Annotated in this window: 18 protein-coding genes and 3 pseudogenes; 6 read left to right on the forward strand and 15 right to left on the reverse strand. The window is 39.1% G+C overall.

Annotation, left to right across the window (positions count from 1 at the left end):
* The first annotated feature begins 162 nt into the window (after window positions 1–162).
* Genes IMZ31_RS11895 through IMZ31_RS11910 form a run of 4 tightly spaced genes read left to right on the forward strand, consistent with a single transcriptional unit; the run spans window position 163 to window position 3370 of the window.
* Window positions 163–1098 carry an ornithine cyclodeaminase family protein gene (locus IMZ31_RS11895; RefSeq protein WP_207527588.1) on the forward strand — a complete coding sequence of 312 codons (936 nt, stop codon included), beginning with the start codon at window positions 163–165 and terminating at the stop codon, window positions 1096–1098.
* Between the two features lie 20 nt (window positions 1099–1118).
* Window positions 1119–1343: a hypothetical protein gene (locus IMZ31_RS11900; protein ID WP_036781844.1), complete on the forward strand. Its 225-nt coding sequence runs from the start codon at window positions 1119–1121 to the stop codon at window positions 1341–1343.
* Between the two features lie 11 nt (window positions 1344–1354).
* Window positions 1355–2791 carry a sodium:solute symporter family protein gene (locus IMZ31_RS11905; RefSeq protein WP_207527589.1) on the forward strand — a complete coding sequence of 479 codons (1437 nt, stop codon included), beginning with the start codon at window positions 1355–1357 and terminating at the stop codon, window positions 2789–2791.
* Between the two features lie 12 nt (window positions 2792–2803).
* Complete coding sequence (locus tag IMZ31_RS11910; RefSeq protein ID WP_207527590.1) at window positions 2804–3370, forward strand: hypothetical protein; 567 nt, start codon at window positions 2804–2806, stop codon at window positions 3368–3370.
* Window positions 3371–3430: 60 nt separating this feature from the next.
* Here the strand turns inward: IMZ31_RS11910 and IMZ31_RS11915 are convergent, their stop codons facing one another.
* The 12 genes and pseudogenes from IMZ31_RS11915 to IMZ31_RS11970 form a co-directional block, all read right to left on the reverse strand.
* Entirely contained in the window at window positions 3431–4048 is a 618-nt protein-coding gene (locus IMZ31_RS11915) for an NUDIX hydrolase (protein WP_207527591.1), read from the reverse strand.
* A gap of 10 nt (window positions 4049–4058) precedes the next feature.
* A complete protein-coding gene (locus IMZ31_RS11920) occupies window positions 4059–4667 on the reverse strand; it encodes a hypothetical protein (RefSeq protein ID WP_207527592.1) in 609 nt (202 codons plus the stop codon).
* Window positions 4668–4803: 136 nt separating this feature from the next.
* Window positions 4804–6237 (reverse strand): aldehyde dehydrogenase family protein, encoded by a 1434-nt coding sequence (locus IMZ31_RS11925; RefSeq protein WP_207527593.1) that lies wholly within the window; start codon window positions 6235–6237, stop codon window positions 4804–4806.
* 6 nt (window positions 6238–6243) lie between these two features.
* Complete coding sequence (locus IMZ31_RS11930; RefSeq protein ID WP_207527594.1) at window positions 6244–7878, reverse strand: acetolactate synthase large subunit; 1635 nt, start codon at window positions 7876–7878, stop codon at window positions 6244–6246.
* A gap of 127 nt (window positions 7879–8005) precedes the next feature.
* On the reverse strand, window positions 8006–8383 hold the full coding sequence (locus IMZ31_RS11935) for a hypothetical protein (RefSeq protein WP_207527595.1): 378 nt from the start codon (window positions 8381–8383) through the stop codon (window positions 8006–8008).
* 562 nt (window positions 8384–8945) lie between these two features.
* Complete coding sequence (locus IMZ31_RS11940) at window positions 8946–9221, reverse strand: hypothetical protein (RefSeq protein WP_207527596.1); 276 nt, start codon at window positions 9219–9221, stop codon at window positions 8946–8948.
* Window positions 9222–9482 (reverse strand): hypothetical protein, encoded by a 261-nt coding sequence (locus IMZ31_RS11945; RefSeq protein ID WP_207527597.1) that lies wholly within the window; start codon window positions 9480–9482, stop codon window positions 9222–9224.
* A 206-nt stretch (window positions 9483–9688) separates the two neighbouring features.
* A pseudogene (locus IMZ31_RS11950) lies at window positions 9689–9967 on the reverse strand (protein kinase); the annotation flags it as partial.
* Window positions 9968–10196: 229 nt separating this feature from the next.
* Window positions 10197–10969 (reverse strand): annotated as a pseudogene (locus tag IMZ31_RS11955) (HAD-IIB family hydrolase).
* A gap of 148 nt (window positions 10970–11117) precedes the next feature.
* Window positions 11118–11564: pseudogene (locus IMZ31_RS11960) on the reverse strand (DUF5694 domain-containing protein); the annotation flags it as partial.
* A 43-nt stretch (window positions 11565–11607) separates the two neighbouring features.
* Window positions 11608–11784: a hypothetical protein gene (locus IMZ31_RS11965; protein ID WP_207527600.1), complete on the reverse strand. Its 177-nt coding sequence runs from the start codon at window positions 11782–11784 to the stop codon at window positions 11608–11610.
* A gap of 1019 nt (window positions 11785–12803) precedes the next feature.
* On the reverse strand, window positions 12804–12959 hold the full coding sequence (locus tag IMZ31_RS11970; protein ID WP_188655790.1) for a hypothetical protein: 156 nt from the start codon (window positions 12957–12959) through the stop codon (window positions 12804–12806).
* A 118-nt stretch (window positions 12960–13077) separates the two neighbouring features.
* Between IMZ31_RS11970 and IMZ31_RS11975 the strand changes: the two genes are divergently transcribed.
* The gene (locus IMZ31_RS11975) at window positions 13078–13920 is read left to right on the forward strand and encodes an SDR family oxidoreductase (protein WP_207527601.1); all 843 of its coding nucleotides are present in this window, start codon (window positions 13078–13080) and stop codon (window positions 13918–13920) included.
* Between the two features lie 36 nt (window positions 13921–13956).
* Here IMZ31_RS11975 and IMZ31_RS11980 read toward each other — a convergent pair whose 3' ends face one another.
* Window positions 13957–14715, reverse strand: coding sequence for an SDR family NAD(P)-dependent oxidoreductase (locus IMZ31_RS11980; protein ID WP_207527602.1), 759 nt, complete (start codon window positions 14713–14715; stop codon window positions 13957–13959).
* 104 nt (window positions 14716–14819) lie between these two features.
* Here IMZ31_RS11980 and IMZ31_RS11985 point away from each other — a divergent pair, with 104 nt between their 5' ends.
* A complete protein-coding gene (locus tag IMZ31_RS11985) occupies window positions 14820–15209 on the forward strand; it encodes a MerR family transcriptional regulator (protein ID WP_188655787.1) in 390 nt (129 codons plus the stop codon).
* Here the strand turns inward: IMZ31_RS11985 and IMZ31_RS11990 are convergent.
* Together IMZ31_RS11990 and IMZ31_RS11995 are read right to left on the reverse strand one after the other, a co-directional pair.
* Entirely contained in the window at window positions 15187–15621 is a 435-nt protein-coding gene (locus IMZ31_RS11990) for a DMT family transporter (RefSeq protein WP_207527603.1), read from the reverse strand. The genes IMZ31_RS11985 and IMZ31_RS11990 overlap by 23 nt on opposite strands.
* A 472-nt stretch (window positions 15622–16093) precedes the next feature.
* Entirely contained in the window at window positions 16094–16291 is a 198-nt protein-coding gene (locus IMZ31_RS11995) for a cold-shock protein (RefSeq protein WP_027446191.1), read from the reverse strand.
* Window positions 16292–16490 lie beyond the last annotated feature (199 nt).

A 16490-nucleotide genomic window follows, 5' to 3' on the forward strand; every position in this document is an offset into this window, starting at 1 on the left:
TTTTATTTATAAGTGTAGCAGGAATAACAAGATTCTGATAATCCTAATTAGAGGCATTTAGACCTAATTTCATCTAAAACACTAACCGACTAAGACATTATCATTTTATTTTTTCTGAAAATTTTGTTAATATGGTGAACTATAAGAAAGGAGGAATTATTTTTGAACGTTAGATCCAAAGAAGAAATTACAGAACACTATTCGATGCAAGAGACTATGCAGGCTATTGAATCATTCTACCAGACTGGGGACAAATCCTATATTTCCCCTGACCGAATGCACATTAATGATGGGAAGAATACCGCTTTATTGATGCCTGCTTTTTATGGAGATTACTATGCCACGAAGCTTGTTGGAGTTGCTCCAGAGAACTCGCAGGCTGGGAAAGATACGATCCATGGGCTTATGATTCTTCATAACCGCAAGACAATGGAACCATTATTACTGTGTGATGCGATCGCCATTACCGCATTACGAACAGGAGCGCTCGGAGGCCTCGGGATGTCCTATCTTGCGAAGAAAGACGCGAAAACACTTGGCATTATTGGAACCGGGACCCAAGGGTGGAGTCACTTACAGTCCGCGCTCGTTGCTAGGGATATTGAGGAAGTCCATATCTTTAACAGAACGAGAGAAAAAGCAGAAGATTTTAAGGAGAGAGCTGAAGAAACCTTTCCACATGTAACGTTCAGCGTTTCCACTGCTGAAACGCTAGTTAGAGCCTCAGATATAATCGTCACCACGACGACCTCACCCAAACCTGTATTACCCAATTTAAGTCCATCCGAATGGACAGGAAAGTTACTTGTGGGTGTGGGATCATTCCGTCCTGATATGCAGGAGATCTCAGATGATGTATTACAACATGCAGATGACATATACGTGGATGCGCCATCTGCCTTACACGAATCAGGAGATATGATTCGTGCCAAAGCATTAAGAAGTAACCTTGAAAATGCATGGGACTTAGAGAAAATCATTACAGAACAACATTCACCAACAGCTCCTGAAGAAAAACTCATTGTGTTCAAATCTGTCGGCGCGTCCATTTTTGATCTTGTCGTCTTTCAATCTGTTTACGAAAAACTCTATCAATAATAAGGGAGTGGAATGGCTAAATGGAGAAATTAACGAAAAAAAAGTGGAAAGACCCAGGCATTATCATGGTCATCCTCTTATCAACAATAGCTTTGATCTTTTGGATTTGGTGGCCAACTGACACTTACATAGGCGGCATCTCCCTAGTAGGATGGGCCATGTTCGCCTGCTTCTTCATATGGCTCGCATTAACGGTGATCTACGTCATTTGGATGGAAAAAATAGAGAAGCATGAAGCTGAATAAGGAGTGAGTTTATGCAAATAATGGAAGCCACAATACTTGGAATTTATTTATTAATTATGACCGGAATTGGCATTTGGTTTGCTAAGAGAGCCCACTCTTCTGAAGGGGACTATTGGACAGCGGGTGGTAAAATTAATAGTTTTGTTGGCTCATTCGCCTTCTTCGCTGCCGTAGCGAGTTCTAGCTCTCTAATGGGTGCTGTTGGCTCGGGTGTCGCCTTAGGTATACCTTTCTTGCTAGCCTATGGATTCGGGGCAGTAGCCATCCCTTCGTTTGCTATGTTTCTTATATCTGGTCAAATCAGACGAGCTGGGGTTAAAACATTACCTGAATTCTTTAAAACGAGATACGGAAAGTCGGTACAGATTGTATCCGCTATTATTGTTGTCTTTTGTATGACCTTTTACATGATCCCTCAATTGACAGCTTCTGGTTTAATTGGATCCTATGTATTAGGCATTGATTATGTAACAGCCGTCATCATCTTAGGACTAGGTTTTACATTATATGCAGCGCTTGGAGGAATGTGGGCCATTACATATACGGACTTAATTCAAGGTGCCGTTATGGTTATTGGAATGTTTATCTTAACGATTATCATCTTGATGGACCATGGTGGAGTCAGCACATTAATCCAAGATGCACTGGCTGTTGATCCACAGTTTGGTGATGTTACGCAGCCTTGGATGTCGTACTTTGGTTTATTTGTTGCGTTTTTATGGTTCGGAGTTGTCTCCCCTTCAGCTGTTATGAGGAACTTTGCAGCTCGTGACGCGAAGACGGCTCGGCGCTCGGCACTAGGAGCTTGTTTCCTTTATGTTACGGTCTTTATATTTGGCTTCTTCATTGCTTCAGCAGGCGCTGGCTTAGGCATTGCTGAATCTCTTGAGAACCAGGACATGATCTTCATCTCAGTCATTGAACACTATATGCCTCCGATTCTAGCTGGGGTTATGTTAGCAGGGTTATTGGCGGCGATTATGTCTTCTGCTGACGCGATGCTACTCGCTGTTGCCGCAGGAATTGCACATGATATTTATAAGGAACACATCAACAAAGATGCTTCCGAGAAGACAGTTACTCGACTAGGTCTTGTCGTTATGATCCTTGCTAGTGTAGTCGGGATTATCTTCGCCATTAATCCACCTCAACTTATTGCCGTTATGGTTGGTTGGGTAAGTGGTGCTATGCTCTCGGCATTTGGATTCCCGCTAGTACTTGGATTATGGTGGAAACGCGCGAATACAGCTGGAGCTCTAGCAGGAATGGTAGGTGGTACCGTAACGTTTATCATTATGGCACTACTTCCTTTTGCATTAGTATCAGAACATCTGGTGTCTGCACCCGTTTCTGCAATCCTAACCATCGGAGTAAGCCTAATGACAGCCTCTCCATCTCAATCAACTCAACTTCAAGTAGATCAGTATCATACCAACATACAAGCATAAGCAGGTGATCCAATGAATGTTACGATTTTAGGTGAAGGAAAGATTCAAGAAACAGATTTATCTACATCCATTTATAAGAGCGTGAAACCCACTTTGCGATGGAACCGTCACTTCACTGAAAAGACAATTCAAGAAGGTATTAAAGAGAAAACTAAGATCTATTATCCTATGTGGATTGTTAAAATGCTTGTTATTGCAGATCGAAAACCGTTTACGCCGAAAGTAAAGCCTAACATGGTATTTATTGATGCCATTACAGGGTATCGCGGGTTATTTCCAAACATTCCGCCAACCGCTCAGAAAAAAGTACATGCATCTGAAGTAAAAGAAGCGGTAATCAGTAAGGAGGATCTGTTAGCTCGCTATGTGCCGGATGTGCAGGATAAACAAATCAACAGAAACTACGTGCTTAAAAAACCGAGGTATGAAATTAAAGAAACAGAGTTGGTTTATTTACCTCTTTGGGACGTTGAGTTAGATACTTCTTTCATAACTAAGTCCTACTATATTAACGGTAATACAGGTGAGTCAGAAGAGTTAATGCGAGAATTAGCACAGTCCAATACATGGAAACTTTAAAAAATACCTCAAGCAGATCCGCTTCTGCTTGAGGTGTTTTAGTCCAATTTTTTTGATAGATCATACATTAGCTTTTATTCTACGGATGACTTCCCCGTAAAAAGTATCCTCATGTGGAACAAAATCAGATCGTACTAGTCGGTTTTCGTAGAGTTCTCTATCTCCTTGCTCATCTACCCTAAAGCCATACCCTATGATACTGTCTCTTTTGTTAAACCAGAGCTGTTCAAAATCCCTCAACTTTACACGCATCATTCCTGTTACTTCTTCTATCTGTAGATTGAAATCATTAAAATCGTGGTTCCCTTTATATAAGAACACATTCGCATACTCTTTATTAATAATTTGTTGAGTCTCAACATGATAGGAAAGAGTCCCTAACGAAATTAATTCCTCAAATGCAACTCGTAAACCTAACTCTTCTTCCACCTCTCGTATACCATCCTCTACCGATTCCTCAGCAAGTAAGTGACCGGCAGCAGTGATATCAAAAAGGCCTGGATAATCTTTCTTATTGGAACTACGTAATTGTAAGTACAGGTATTCTTCTTTATTTATTCGTGTAGTCATCCAGCAATGAAACACCTCATGCCAGTACCCATATTTATGAACATCTGCCCGTGATGCCACCCCAATAGGATTTTTCTCTTTATCAAAGATTCTTAGCTGTTCCTCCATACTTCATCTCCTACTCGTTATCCTTTCCTGCTTCTTCTTTAAAACGTTCAATAAGATTTCCAGGAGAAGAATCATCATATTCCTCTCTTAGTTTAGGAAGGAGTTTTTCAAATAAAACGGCCATCTCATAATGATCCCGATCAAATGAATGATTGAACTCCACAGAAGTCATTCCAAGTGCCTCCGCGGCAGCTTGTTGTTCCATCACTTCCATTTGATCTGGCCCTTCTTCAATATAACGATCTACCTCTTCCTCCATTACCTGAACGTCATATGTTTCTTTTGCGTAGCTTTTCCAATCCTTCTGTTCTTGATGTGATTCTTTCGCTTGTTCTAGCACCATTTCTTCTTTTACATTGTCATTTCCATTTCGTTTGGATTGATAAATGATGCGCGTTATCCATTTCTCTACTCCTTCGTCATGAACATCAAACGCTTTTGCTTCAGAAACAGACTCTTGAAACAATTCTTTATACTCCTCAAACGTATACTCTTTTTCCTTTATTACCGCTTGATCTTTATTTTCTGGTTCTAAAGCTTTCTCCTCTTCCCCCGTGACGGACTGACAGCCTGATAATAATACTGCACTAAAAATCGCATAAGCTATTCGTTTGTTCACTATGACACCCCTTTGTCCGCGTGATTCTTATCCAATTATTTCAAAAAAGGAATATGAACTCAACCGCTTATAATTCCTAGTGCAGTTTAAACCTTACAAAAATAGAGGGCATGGCTTCAGCCAATGCCCTCTTCCTTTAATTCAATTTCACTCCATAAAATTTTATTTCTGTCATATCCTCTATCGCGTACTTCACACCTTCTCGTCCGATTCCACTTTGTTTCACACCACCATAAGGATGGTTATCCTGGCGGTAGGTAGAGATTTCGTTAATCCATACCCCGCCCATTTCAACCTTGTCAGCAACTCGGAAGGCGCGATTAATATCTTTAGTGAAGATCCCCGCTTGAAGTCCATAAATCGAATCATTAGCGGCTTTGACTACTTCTTCTTCCGTCTCGAATGGAATAATCGACACAATTGGGGCAAACACTTCTTCTGCGATAATTTTCATGTCGCTTTTAACATTCGTCATAATCGTCGGAGTTAGAAGCGTGCCTTTTTGATCTCCACCTGTTTCAATCTTTGCTCCGTTTTTCACGGCATCATCGATCCACGTTTTCGCGCGTTCAGCTGCTTCTTCTGTAATCATTGGGCCAAAGTCCGTACCTTCTTCAAGAGGGTCACCAATTGTAAGATCTTCGGTTTGGGTTTTATATTCCGATAAGAATGATTCAAACAGGGAATGGTGAACGTAAACACGCTGGGCGGATATACATACTTGCCCTGAGAAAGCAAAGGCGCCTTTAACTAAATCTGTAACCACTTCTTTTACATCCGCATCCTCAAATAAAATGTTAGGCGAATTTGAACCAAGCTCAAGCGTGACTTTTTTAAATCCCGCTTTTTCACGAATTCTTCTGCCCACAGGAAGACTACCGGTAAAGGTTACTTTATGAACGTTGTCATTCTCAACTAAAGGATCACCTAGTTCTTCCCCTAACCCAAGAACTAAGTTTAAAGCTCCAACAGGCAGGCCAGCTTCATGAAACAGCTTTACGAGCATGTAAGCTGAAACAGGTGTTTTCTCAGCAGGCTTAAACACAATCGTATTCCCTGCTGCAATCGCTGGAGCTAATTTATGAAGAGAAAGATTGAGCGGAAAGTTAAATGGTGTAATAGCTGCAACAACACCGAGAGGCATGCGTTTCGTAAAGCCTAATCGTCCTTGACCACCGATCGCAGCATCCATCGGAATGACTTCACCATTAATATCCTTTGCTTGTTCAGATGCAAAGCGGATGACCTGTACAGAACGTTGCACCTCACCGCGACTAAATTTTATAGGCTTCCCCGCTTCTCGAGATATGATTTGAGCAAAATCATTTTCTCTTTCTTCCAACAGATCAGCAGCCTTACGCAGGATATCCGCTCGTTTATGTGCAGGCATCTCTTTCATCGTATCGTGAAACGTAGAAAAACTTACATCAATCGCATTATGTAAGTCTTCCACTTTCGCTAGAGCCATTTTCGCTACTACTTCTTGATTATAAGGATTCTTTACTTCTAGAGATTCTCTTGTTTCGTCTTTATACTCTTCTCCGTTAATGATCGAACTGATCCTCATCATGCCACCTCATTCACACGTTATGTTCTTCAGCTTTTCGGTTAACTTCATATTTTCACTGTAATCAACAGGACAATCAATCAAGACTGGACGCTTCATGGCGACCGCTTTTTCGATGGCTGGTTTTAAATCCTCAGCCCGGTCCACTCGTATACCTTCCATACCGAATGACTCAGCAAATTTCAGAAAGTCTGGGTTCCCAAAATCAATATGAGCAGGACGATCAAACTTCTTCATTTGATGCCATTCAATAAGTCCATATTTTTCATCTCTCCATAGTAAAATGACGATCGGTAAATTCAATCTTACCGCTGTTTCTATATCTGCACCTGTCATAAGAAAACCGCCATCTCCACACACTGCCACAATCGTTTTGTCCCTTTGTGCTAACTTCGCACCGATTGCCCCTGGTACAGCTACTCCCATTGAAGCTAACCCGTTTGATATGAGGCATGTGTTTGGTTGTGCGGTATGATACATTCGCGCGATCCACATTTTGTGAGCTCCAACATCTGATATGACAATATCTTCATCTCGTAATACCTCACGAAGGTCAGAAATAATCTTCTGTGGTTTGACTGGAAAACCAGTATCATTTCTATAGGAATCCAGTTCCTTGAGCGCTTTATTGCGAATCGACTTCGCCCAATCCAAATGACGAGCTTGTTCTGGAACCTTCTCCATTAATTGCTCTAGATTTTTCTTAATGTCTCCCACGACATTTAAAGAAACGGGATAATAAGCATCAATTTCAGCCTCTTCTGTATCAATATGAAGAATAGGTGTTTCTCCTGTAGGGTTCCAGTTTTGCGGAGGAGTTTCAGCCATGTCAAAACCAATTGTAATAATGAGATCAGCCTGCTTAAAACCACAAGTAATGTAATCTCCTCCGCTCAATCCAGCTGTAAGAAGACTTAAGTCGTCTTTCCAAGACAAGGCTCCTTTTCCCATGAAAGAATGAACAACAGGGATTTGCGTCTTCTCAGCAAATTCACGAAGGTGTTTACTTCCTTCACAACGAGTTACCCCATTACCAGCTAAAATCAGAGGAGAGTGGGCTTTAGAAATCAAAAGAGCCGCTTCCTTCAAAACGTCTTCACTCGCTTGAGGTAACACATGCTCTGTTATGTAAAGAGGATCAAGGTCCACTTCCATCCCCGCTACATCTTCGGGCAAATCAATATGGGTCGCACCCGGCTTCTCCCCAGCTGCTAATTGGTATGCTTTCCTTACGACTTCCGGTACGATCTCTCCTGTCTTAATTTGGGCATTCCATTTCGTGACGGGCTCATAGATATCTACGAGGTCGTAATACTGATGCGAAATCTTATGTTGGCGATTCAATCCAGCCTGCCCCGTGATCGCAATAAGTGGGCAATGGTCCATATTAGCGTTTGCTACACCCGTCAATAAGTTTGTAGCCCCTGGCCCAAGCGTCGCCAAACAGACTCCAGGTTTCCCGGTTAAACGACCGTAAGTTCCCGCCATAAAGGCTGCACTTGTTTCGTGACGTGTCGTAATAAATTCAATCTTTGAGTCTTTAATCGCGTCCATCATATCAATATTTTCTTCGCCCGGAACGCCGAAGATATATTCTACACCTTCATGTTCTAAGCATTTAATAAGCAATTGTGCAACGTTCATATATGTCACTCCCTAGTCTCAGTACTTATAGGGTGTGTAACGAATGAGATTCTTATGAGTAGAAGGTTGGGGTCTTAAAACCAAGCGTTCTTTCTGTATGTCTTCTTTAACTATCTCATCCGTTAGCTTAAGAATGTTTTTTAGCAATGAAATAGATGTTGTTCTCTTTATAAATGATTGCATCATTACTTTCCTTGCTTTTATACAAAGGTGTTCCTTTCGTCAATCCCACTGCGTCAAAATCGACTTCATTGAGTTTTCCAGTCGTATCCAAATCGGTAAGATCTCGTTTAACCTCTCCAATCTTTTCTCCTACATTGCTTTCATTAAGTTCTATACTAGTTAGCTCATAAGAAATATCATTATACTTTACAAACTTGAACGCCCACGATGTTGTCCCAACGTTTCCTTCCTCATCAAAGGTAGTCTCCTCACTTGTCTGATGGATACACCCGACTAAAAAGAATAAGAATAGAATGAGATAAATAAAATTCTTTCGTTTCATATAAGACCTCCTTATGAAAATAGTCGCAGTGCTTCTAGAGAAGTTTCATTTGATCTATTCAAAGTTTCTGCTCCGATAATGAAACAGACGGGTGCGATTGTTAAACAATCGCACCCGTCTGTTTCATAAGAGCTAATTTGAATGGATATAGTAAATTAGATTATCTGTCCATCCACTCCAGAACCTAATTAAATAATGCCTTCCACCAATTTAGAAGCTTCTAATTTCTCAATAATTTTATCAAAAAAAGAGCTGTTCCTTTTCATTTACACTTCAGCTGCATTAGGCCTTCAGAACGAGATGGTTCTAAATCAAGTCAAAATTAGGATGCTTGTCCTTTTAATTAAACACCATCATAGCCGTAACTCCATAAATAACAAGTGAAACGATCCACATCGTTACAGAAAGGACAAAAGACGCTATTATTGAACTAATGCTTTAGTATAAGAAGAGACTAACCATAATTACCACAGAGACAGGCACCTTAAGGCATGAACAAAAACCCCCCCTATGGTACGGGGCATATATAAAAAATGCCATCCTTTTTTATGTAAAGGATAGCTCAATAATGCTGACTAGAGTGCTTAAAATATTCTATAAAACAAGTTTGTTTGTCATCAGAAAAGGAGTAGTAGATAATAAATCTATCTACATGTATTTCATGACTTCCTTTCCATTCCGGTTTATCTGCTCTCGTACTAGTTCCAACCGTTATAATTTTCTTCTCAATACGTTCTAATAAAGTTAACTTGTATTCAATGGTTTCACTATAAGAATAGTGCTCACTCTTAATATTCTCGAATGCTTCCTTTGTGGACTCCAGCCAAATAAACCTCATTTATACTTGGCCGCTCCGTATCATTTCTCTCATTTCTTCCGAAGTATAGGAATTACCTTCTTTAATATCCTTTTTAGCCTGTAGTAATTTTCGTTTTAGTTCCTGGTCTTTTTCTACATCTTCAGCTACAGTTGTTTCTGAATCATCTTTATGATCAATAGCCACTATTTTATATTTTTGTCCATTTAGTTCAAAGGATTGATCTTTATCTTGAACAATTTCTTCCAACACCTTTGCCGCCTGAGCATCTACTTTTTTCATAAAATCGCCTCCTTACTTCTAATGGATTCAATACCTTATAATTTCATTTGACCATTCAAATAATTCATTTTCAGCAGCCAATTCATCGTTATTCTTATTTATATTATATCATACGATAACAGTTATTCCATTAACACTAAGTACCACAGGGGTAGGTCCCTTGGCACATGAATGGAAGGGCCAGTGAACCCGTCCCCTTGGTACTGTGCGTTCCAATCATTCCTTGAGAGGTGTTCACCAGGTGCAGATTTATAAAGAACAGTTAAGATTTCATTGTTTTCAAGAGTTATCCTTTCTACAACCTTACCTTTAATAGAAGATATGGTTGGCGACACACCCAATCCTTCTTTATATAAGAAATCCGTATATTTAACCTCTTCTAATTGTTCATCAAAACTTTTATAATTTGTAATTCTTGCAATGTAATTCCCTTCTTTAGCAATGCATCTAAAGATTTCATCTGTTACTGATTCTACTTTAATTATATTTACTGGATATACTCTGTTCAGTAATTCTCGTATTTTATGTACCAAACTCACTACCTCCTGCTCTATTACTAACAAGCACGACAATCATTTCAGGTATCCTATTCTATATTTGGAGATAGGATTCTTATGGAATATTCCGCTTCCTCTATTAAAAAGTTACATTCATGATAGTCACAATGTTATGTAATAAGGGGCGAGTACTTTTTACCCTTTTGTTGAATATGAATTATACTTTAATTGGTTTATATTTTTTTGAAAGAGTAATTATTTTTTCTGCAATTTTTTGTTCGTAATCTGTATTTAATGGTATCGTTTCTTTTGCAAAAGCAGCTAAATGTTCGTGATGACCAATCATAACTGTATGTAATGCGTTTTCAAACATTGAGATATCATTTGCATCGTTCCCAAAAGCAATATATGTATTTTTTTTATTCCCAGAGTCTTTAATGCACTCCATTTATTAATTCCACTTGGGCTGATATCCAGTACATTTTCGTTACCGTGTTTATTTACATATACATTTAGCTTCGAAAGTTTATCTGCCAGTTCGTCCATATTATGGGAGGTAAGAAACAGAACCTTAACTATTGATTCAAGAGAATCCATACTAACCATTTTGGCTAACCTTGCAGGATCTACATTTTGAAGTATAGGATGTGAATCTGGTCCAGTATAAGCATAGTTCCAATGACCGTCTATTAGATAAGTAGCACTATATTCTTTAATAAGGTTCTTTATTTCGCTAATTTCATCTACTGAAAACGAGTTGGAATGAATTACTTTTTCTTCTTTTGATATTAAAGAGCCATTCCCACCAATCATTGTGTAATGGTGAAATGCTTCGTCTATAACGGGTAGCATATCTCGGATCGGTCTCGCCGATGCGAAAATAACTTCTATACCTGATTCTTTCACCTCTGACAATGAATGAAGTATCTTTCTGGATATTGGTTGTCCTTTAAAACAAACTGTTCCATCTAAGTCAAAAACAAACCTCAAAAAACTCACTCACTTTCTTATAAATGATCTTCCTCTAAACTATCCCTTTAGCCCAATAGTAGAGGCGTTACCGTAACAATCCCTTTTCTTTAACTAGCTCTCCCTTTAGTGAAATGAGGAAAAGGTGCTATAAACATGAGTAACGATACTATTTTAAATAGTCACTGGCTACTTTAATATCAAACATCCCACTCTCTTTTAAGAACTGGAAAAGTAAGTGGAGATGTCCGCTACCAAATAAAACGAAAATTCGTTCTTCATCTGAATCAATCAAGTTAACTAAGTTTTTATAGATTAACAGATTGCGGTAATACCAATACTTCGCAGTCCACGTTGCCCCAACCGGATCCCCCTCCTTATCTATTAGAGCCAACTTCATATAGAATTCCTGTCCTCTTACTACATTCTCGGAGTCATTAAGCCATAGCAAATAATCTTTCAGTGTATGGTTATGTAGATATGTATTGTATTCAGCTATTAAGCGTTCTCCAATTCTCGTCACTTCTTTGAACGCAGAGGAATTCTTCCCATCATCAATATCTGGAATGTCTTTTTGATCCTCGTTCCAATCGACGGCGTATACCTGGTTGAGATTACACTCCCCTGCTCAGGAATAACCTTATAGATCAGATATAAGATTAGCTATATGATATAGCTGTATCTACAATTAAAAGAAGAACAGTTAATGTAGCAGCTATTCCCCATATCCCCATTACGGACCGCTTCTTTTGACTCCCGCTTAACTTTTTACTATACATTACTTCACTAACAGCTGTAAAAATCCCTAATAAAGATATGCAAATCCAAAAGACCATAATTCCCCCCCCTAACCACACATAATAGGTATTAAAACTAAGCTCTCAATTTTAGATAAACTAAGCGTATCACACACTTCCATATTTGTAATTATTTTCCCTTTTATTATCTTCTTCAACATACCTGCCGCGTTAATGGAAGATGCGATTTCTCTACTTCAACTAAAGCACCCGATTCTTTAATAAGGTATTATGTTAAACGTGTTAATTTTTTTTATTTTTCTTCATTGACCGCCGTAAACGAAAACCCGTTAAATGGGGTTTGAAATTCATATACACAAGCAAGCTGGATACTATAATAAAAAGTGAAATTTTCACATTATCCCTCCTCAGGCAGTACGGATGTCCCACTATAAAATTTTCGCAAACTCCCCCAATACTGGAAGAGTTACAAAAAACTCAAGACCTAATCCGACGTAGATTAAAGCTGACACAATGGCAAACCCAGAAAAGAATAATCCCTTCTGAAACCTTGTCCATTTTTTCATCCACCCCCATCTCTATCTACATCTAACCAATAAAAATCCACTACTACCGCTAATACAACAATTACTAGAGCTGCGAAAGCACCCAAAGGACCCACTCCAATCTTGTAAGTATTTTAACTATACCATGATTAATCCAAATAATACCAGAAAAGGAGTGATGCAGATATTTTATGTAGTTATCTCGAATTCAAGTCTTCAACTAACCTTCCCCGTTAGTTTAAGTACAACCCTTCACAAACTCACAATATATTTTAACATAATATAACAATTAACTACTTAGATTAGGAAATCACTATGTACATAGCATTTTAATTCGCTCCAAATAGCACATTGACAACAGCTGTTATCATTGTACTATTTGGGGTGAATTCTTCTGATAAATCCAATGTTACTATCAAAAATCCTCGATATATAAGGTGAAAAGAAGAGACCAAATCATATGTGATTTGGTCTTTTAATTAGGCTACTTTTCCGTATGTTTCTCCACCAATTTCTCCACCGAAAAGGACACGAGACTTCCATTTTAAACATTTACTTCTTATTTGCTTGTCTTCCACTCTTTTTTTGACTCTGATGTTTTGAATTTCCCTTTTGCATATCTTCAGCCAATTCTGCTTCGTATTTTTTATTCTTTTTAGCAATTTCAGCGGTTTTCTGATTGTGTTTGGATGGGCCTTTTTGAGACATGTTCATCTACTCCTTTTAGAAAGTTATGCATAGTATGCCTTAGTTGTGGAGTAGATATGTTCGTTCCTGCGCTTTCATCCGTTACAATGGAAGAAATAAGTTATAAGAAGGTGATGTAATGGCCGTAAGTAAAATAGCGATCGTAACAGGAGCGAATACAGGCATGGGATTTGCTACAACTGTAGCCTTAATGAAGAAAGGGTTCTTTGTCATCATGGCTTGTCGAAGCAACGAGCGAGGGCTAAATGCGCTTCAGAAGGCTAAGGATGAAAGCAATTCAGATCAAGCAGATTACATACAATGTGATTTAGGTTCGCTCCAAAGTATCCACGATTTTATACGAGAATTCCGAAGTCGTTTTGATTATTTAGATGTTCTCATAAACAACGCTGGTGTTGTGAATACGAAACGAATAGAGACTATGGATGGATTTGAAGGCATGATGGGAATCAATCACCTTGGACATTTCTTGCTGACTAACCTGTTACTTGAACCTCTACAAAATGCTAAACAAGGACGTATTGTGGTTGTATCTTCTGGCGCCTATAAAGCTGGTAAGATTCACTTTGATAACCCCCACCTACACAACCAGTTCAGTGTCATCAAAGGATATGGTCAATCTAAGCTCGCTAATCTGTTGTTCACACGCGAGCTAGCGAGGAGATTACAAGGTACATCTATCACAGTAAACGCGATCCACCCAGGGGCCGTCAGCACGAGCCTTGGAGTCAGTCGCGAAACAGGATTTGGGAGTACCATTCACAAGTTACTTCGTCCTTTCTTCCAAACACCTGCAGAAGGTGCTGACACGGCTATTTATTTAGCAACGGACCCTAATGTGACATCGAGTGGATCGTATTATTACAAACGAAAACCGACACCGCTAAAGAAGAATGCCAAAGATGATGAAGTAGCAAAACGATTATGGGAATGGAGCGAAGAAGAAGTTCACTTAAAATAAAAGGGAGCTCCCATAGCGGAAGTTCCCCAGTAAACATTATTTAGTTGAACGTTCTACATACGGATAGATTGGATCCTTTAAGTGGAACTCGTATGTTTCACCGTCTACGATCCCAACTACTTTGTTACTATCGTAAAGATCTAGTAAGAAATGAGCCATTTCTTTTGCAGTATGGTACTGAGGCACGTTTCCTTCGTAAGATATATCTTCTACATCAAACGAGCGCTTCATAAATTCTGTTTCTGTAGCTGCAGGAGCAAGTACTTTCGCTCTCATCTTAGCGCCTTTTCCTTGAAGCTCTTGAGCCAAACCTTCTGTAAATGCACTCACATAAAATTTGGTTGAACAATAGGTCACAGCGCCACCAACGATATTGTACCCGCCGGCTGATGAGATATTTAAGAGCTGCGTTCCTTCTTGATTTTCGTAATCACGCACAAACAATGTTGAAAGAACCGTTAACGCTTCAACATTCAGACGAAGCATTTTTTGTATTTTACCAAGATCTTGTTCTGCTACTGGATCAAAGTTCCCAAATCCAGCATTGTTCACAAATGTCTCTAACGTGTAAGTCTTGAGGTCTTCATAAAAGGCGTGAACGTTTTCAGGCTCAGCTAGATCAGCCGGCTTAATAACCACATCTACATTGTTCTGTTGTTGGATTTCTGATTTTAGCTCTTCTAATTTCTCTTCGCGACGAGCAACTAGAATAAGGTCCTTTCCTCGTTCCGCGAATGCAATCGCTGATTCATAACCAATTCCTGAACTTGCTCCAGTAATAACTGTATATGCCATACATGATCCTCCTCTTTATTATGTGATACACTATAAGCCTACTCGTTAAAGTGCACTTGAAGTCAAGCATTCATGCGCGAGGTATATGCTAAGGAGGATTCCACATGTATTCCATAAGCCAAGTAGCAGAGAAATTAAACATCAAACCTCATACGCTTCGTTATTATGAGCAAGAAGGCATTTTAGAATCTAATCGAAATCATGCCGGTGTACGAAACTATACAGAACAACAGGTCAAGTGGCTTCGTTTTGTCCTGAAACTACGCGAAACCCATATGCCTGTTTCAAGCATTCAAGAATATGTAAAGCTCATGCAAGAAGGTGAGCATACGGCTAACGAGCGCCTGCAATTATTAGAAGATCATCGTGCGTCTATCCAGCAACAAATAAGAGAACTGCAAGATACAGAACAGATGCTTGAGAAAAAAGTATCCACTTATAAGGACATGATTGGTAACGAAGTTCATCCTTCTATTTCTTCGTATATAAAATAATAGCCACAATCATAAGGATCATACCCGAAACCCGAGACCAGTCCAGTGGAATCTGCTTCATTCCAAGCCATCCAAAGTGATCAATCAAGGAGCTCGCAATCAATTGCGCTGAGATCAGTGTGAAGATTGCAGCTCCTACCCCTATTCGCGGGACAGCCAGAACCATTGTAGATACGAAGAAAGCCCCGAGTACTCCACCAATTAACTGCCACTTCGGCACAGAAAATACTTGCACAATATTACCTTTACCAAAGAAAAGCATAACTAAAAACAGCGTTACAGCTCCGACTAAAAAGGAGACAAATGCTCCTTCAAATACACCTATCTTTTGGCCTAATCCTCCGTTAACAGAAGACTGAACAGCCACACCTATACCGCCTACAAACACCATAAGCATAACTAAAAACTGCATATATGAAACCTCCTCATCATCAAAATGATTCACCTTTTTTTAAGCAACATCATAATTATTTCAAAAGGAAGGGATTTACTCAATTCATAGACTCCAAACAAAGAACCATCCTGATATCTCGGATGGCTCTATCATTTAATAACTCCTATTCGATGTTTTATTCTTAAATTGTGATACTATATCACATAAACTATTTCCATTGTTTAAAAAGGAGATTCATATGAACCAGCAAAAGGAAACTTCTAATGATAGACGTAAACGTATGCGAGAAACGAACGGTAGAAAGTATTTAAAGAAGATCATGAAGATTGGACTGGCGGAGATTATTTCAGTTTAGGTCATATAGTGGGAAGAATGGCGTAGAAAGGTACCGGTCTCCTAATCATTTTCATGATTGTCGGGTATGCCATCTACAAAATGGTATAAAAAAAGACTGCCAAAGATGGCAGTCTTTTTTATCGCAAGTAATAAATTACTTTTGAACGTTCGCAGCTTGTGGGCCACGGTTACCTTCAACGATTTCGAATGAAACCGTTTGGTTTTCTTCTAATGTTTTGAAGCCTTCGTCTTGAATAGCAGAGAAATGAACGAATACATCGTCTTGACCTTCTACTTCGATGAAACCGAAACCTTTTTCAGCGTTGAACCATTTAACTGTACCTTGTAACATAATTGTTACCTCCTGCGTGGATCAAGTCCACATTGTATTACTATTATTGCTCTGCATATTCATTCCAGACGAAAGTGACTTAATAGTTACTTTTTCTTTCACTCGTAAACGAACAAGAATAATTAATACCTACTATATCAGCTAAATGTAATTCCGTCAAGTGTAGCTACTAAACTATTTAAAAACTTCTATTATTCAT

The organism is Pontibacillus sp. ALD_SL1 (assembly GCF_017355605.1).

Bases quoted from the DNA above. Each gene is read 5' to 3' on its own strand.
- IMZ31_RS11905 (WP_207527589.1), top strand. From the start codon at position 1,355: ATGCAAATAATGGAAGCCACAATACTTGGAATTTATTTATTAATTATG.
- IMZ31_RS11980 (WP_207527602.1), bottom strand. From the start codon at position 14,715: ATGGCATATACAGTTATTACTGGAGCAAGTTCAGGAATTGGTTATGAA.
- IMZ31_RS11935 (WP_207527595.1), bottom strand. From the start codon at position 8,383: ATGAAACGAAAGAATTTTATTTATCTCATTCTATTCTTATTCTTTTTA.
- IMZ31_RS11910 (WP_207527590.1), top strand. From the start codon at position 2,804: ATGAATGTTACGATTTTAGGTGAAGGAAAGATTCAAGAAACAGATTTA.
- IMZ31_RS11995 (WP_027446191.1), bottom strand. From the start codon at position 16,291: ATGTTACAAGGTACAGTTAAATGGTTCAACGCTGAAAAAGGTTTCGGT.
- IMZ31_RS11970 (WP_188655790.1), bottom strand. From the start codon at position 12,959: ATGTCTCAAAAAGGCCCATCCAAACACAATCAGAAAACCGCTGAAATT.
- IMZ31_RS11990 (WP_207527603.1), bottom strand. From the start codon at position 15,621: ATGCAGTTTTTAGTTATGCTTATGGTGTTTGTAGGCGGTATAGGTGTG.
- IMZ31_RS11940 (WP_207527596.1), bottom strand. From the start codon at position 9,221: ATGAGGTTTATTTGGCTGGAGTCCACAAAGGAAGCATTCGAGAATATT.
- IMZ31_RS11945 (WP_207527597.1), bottom strand. From the start codon at position 9,482: ATGAAAAAAGTAGATGCTCAGGCGGCAAAGGTGTTGGAAGAAATTGTT.
- IMZ31_RS11900 (WP_036781844.1), top strand. From the start codon at position 1,119: ATGGAGAAATTAACGAAAAAAAAGTGGAAAGACCCAGGCATTATCATG.
- IMZ31_RS11965 (WP_207527600.1), bottom strand. From the start codon at position 11,784: ATGGTCTTTTGGATTTGCATATCTTTATTAGGGATTTTTACAGCTGTT.
- IMZ31_RS11925 (WP_207527593.1), bottom strand. From the start codon at position 6,237: ATGATGAGGATCAGTTCGATCATTAACGGAGAAGAGTATAAAGACGAA.
- IMZ31_RS11975 (WP_207527601.1), top strand. From the start codon at position 13,078: ATGGCCGTAAGTAAAATAGCGATCGTAACAGGAGCGAATACAGGCATG.
- IMZ31_RS11930 (WP_207527594.1), bottom strand. From the start codon at position 7,878: ATGAACGTTGCACAATTGCTTATTAAATGCTTAGAACATGAAGGTGTA.
- IMZ31_RS11985 (WP_188655787.1), top strand. From the start codon at position 14,820: ATGTATTCCATAAGCCAAGTAGCAGAGAAATTAAACATCAAACCTCAT.
- IMZ31_RS11915 (WP_207527591.1), bottom strand. From the start codon at position 4,048: ATGGAGGAACAGCTAAGAATCTTTGATAAAGAGAAAAATCCTATTGGG.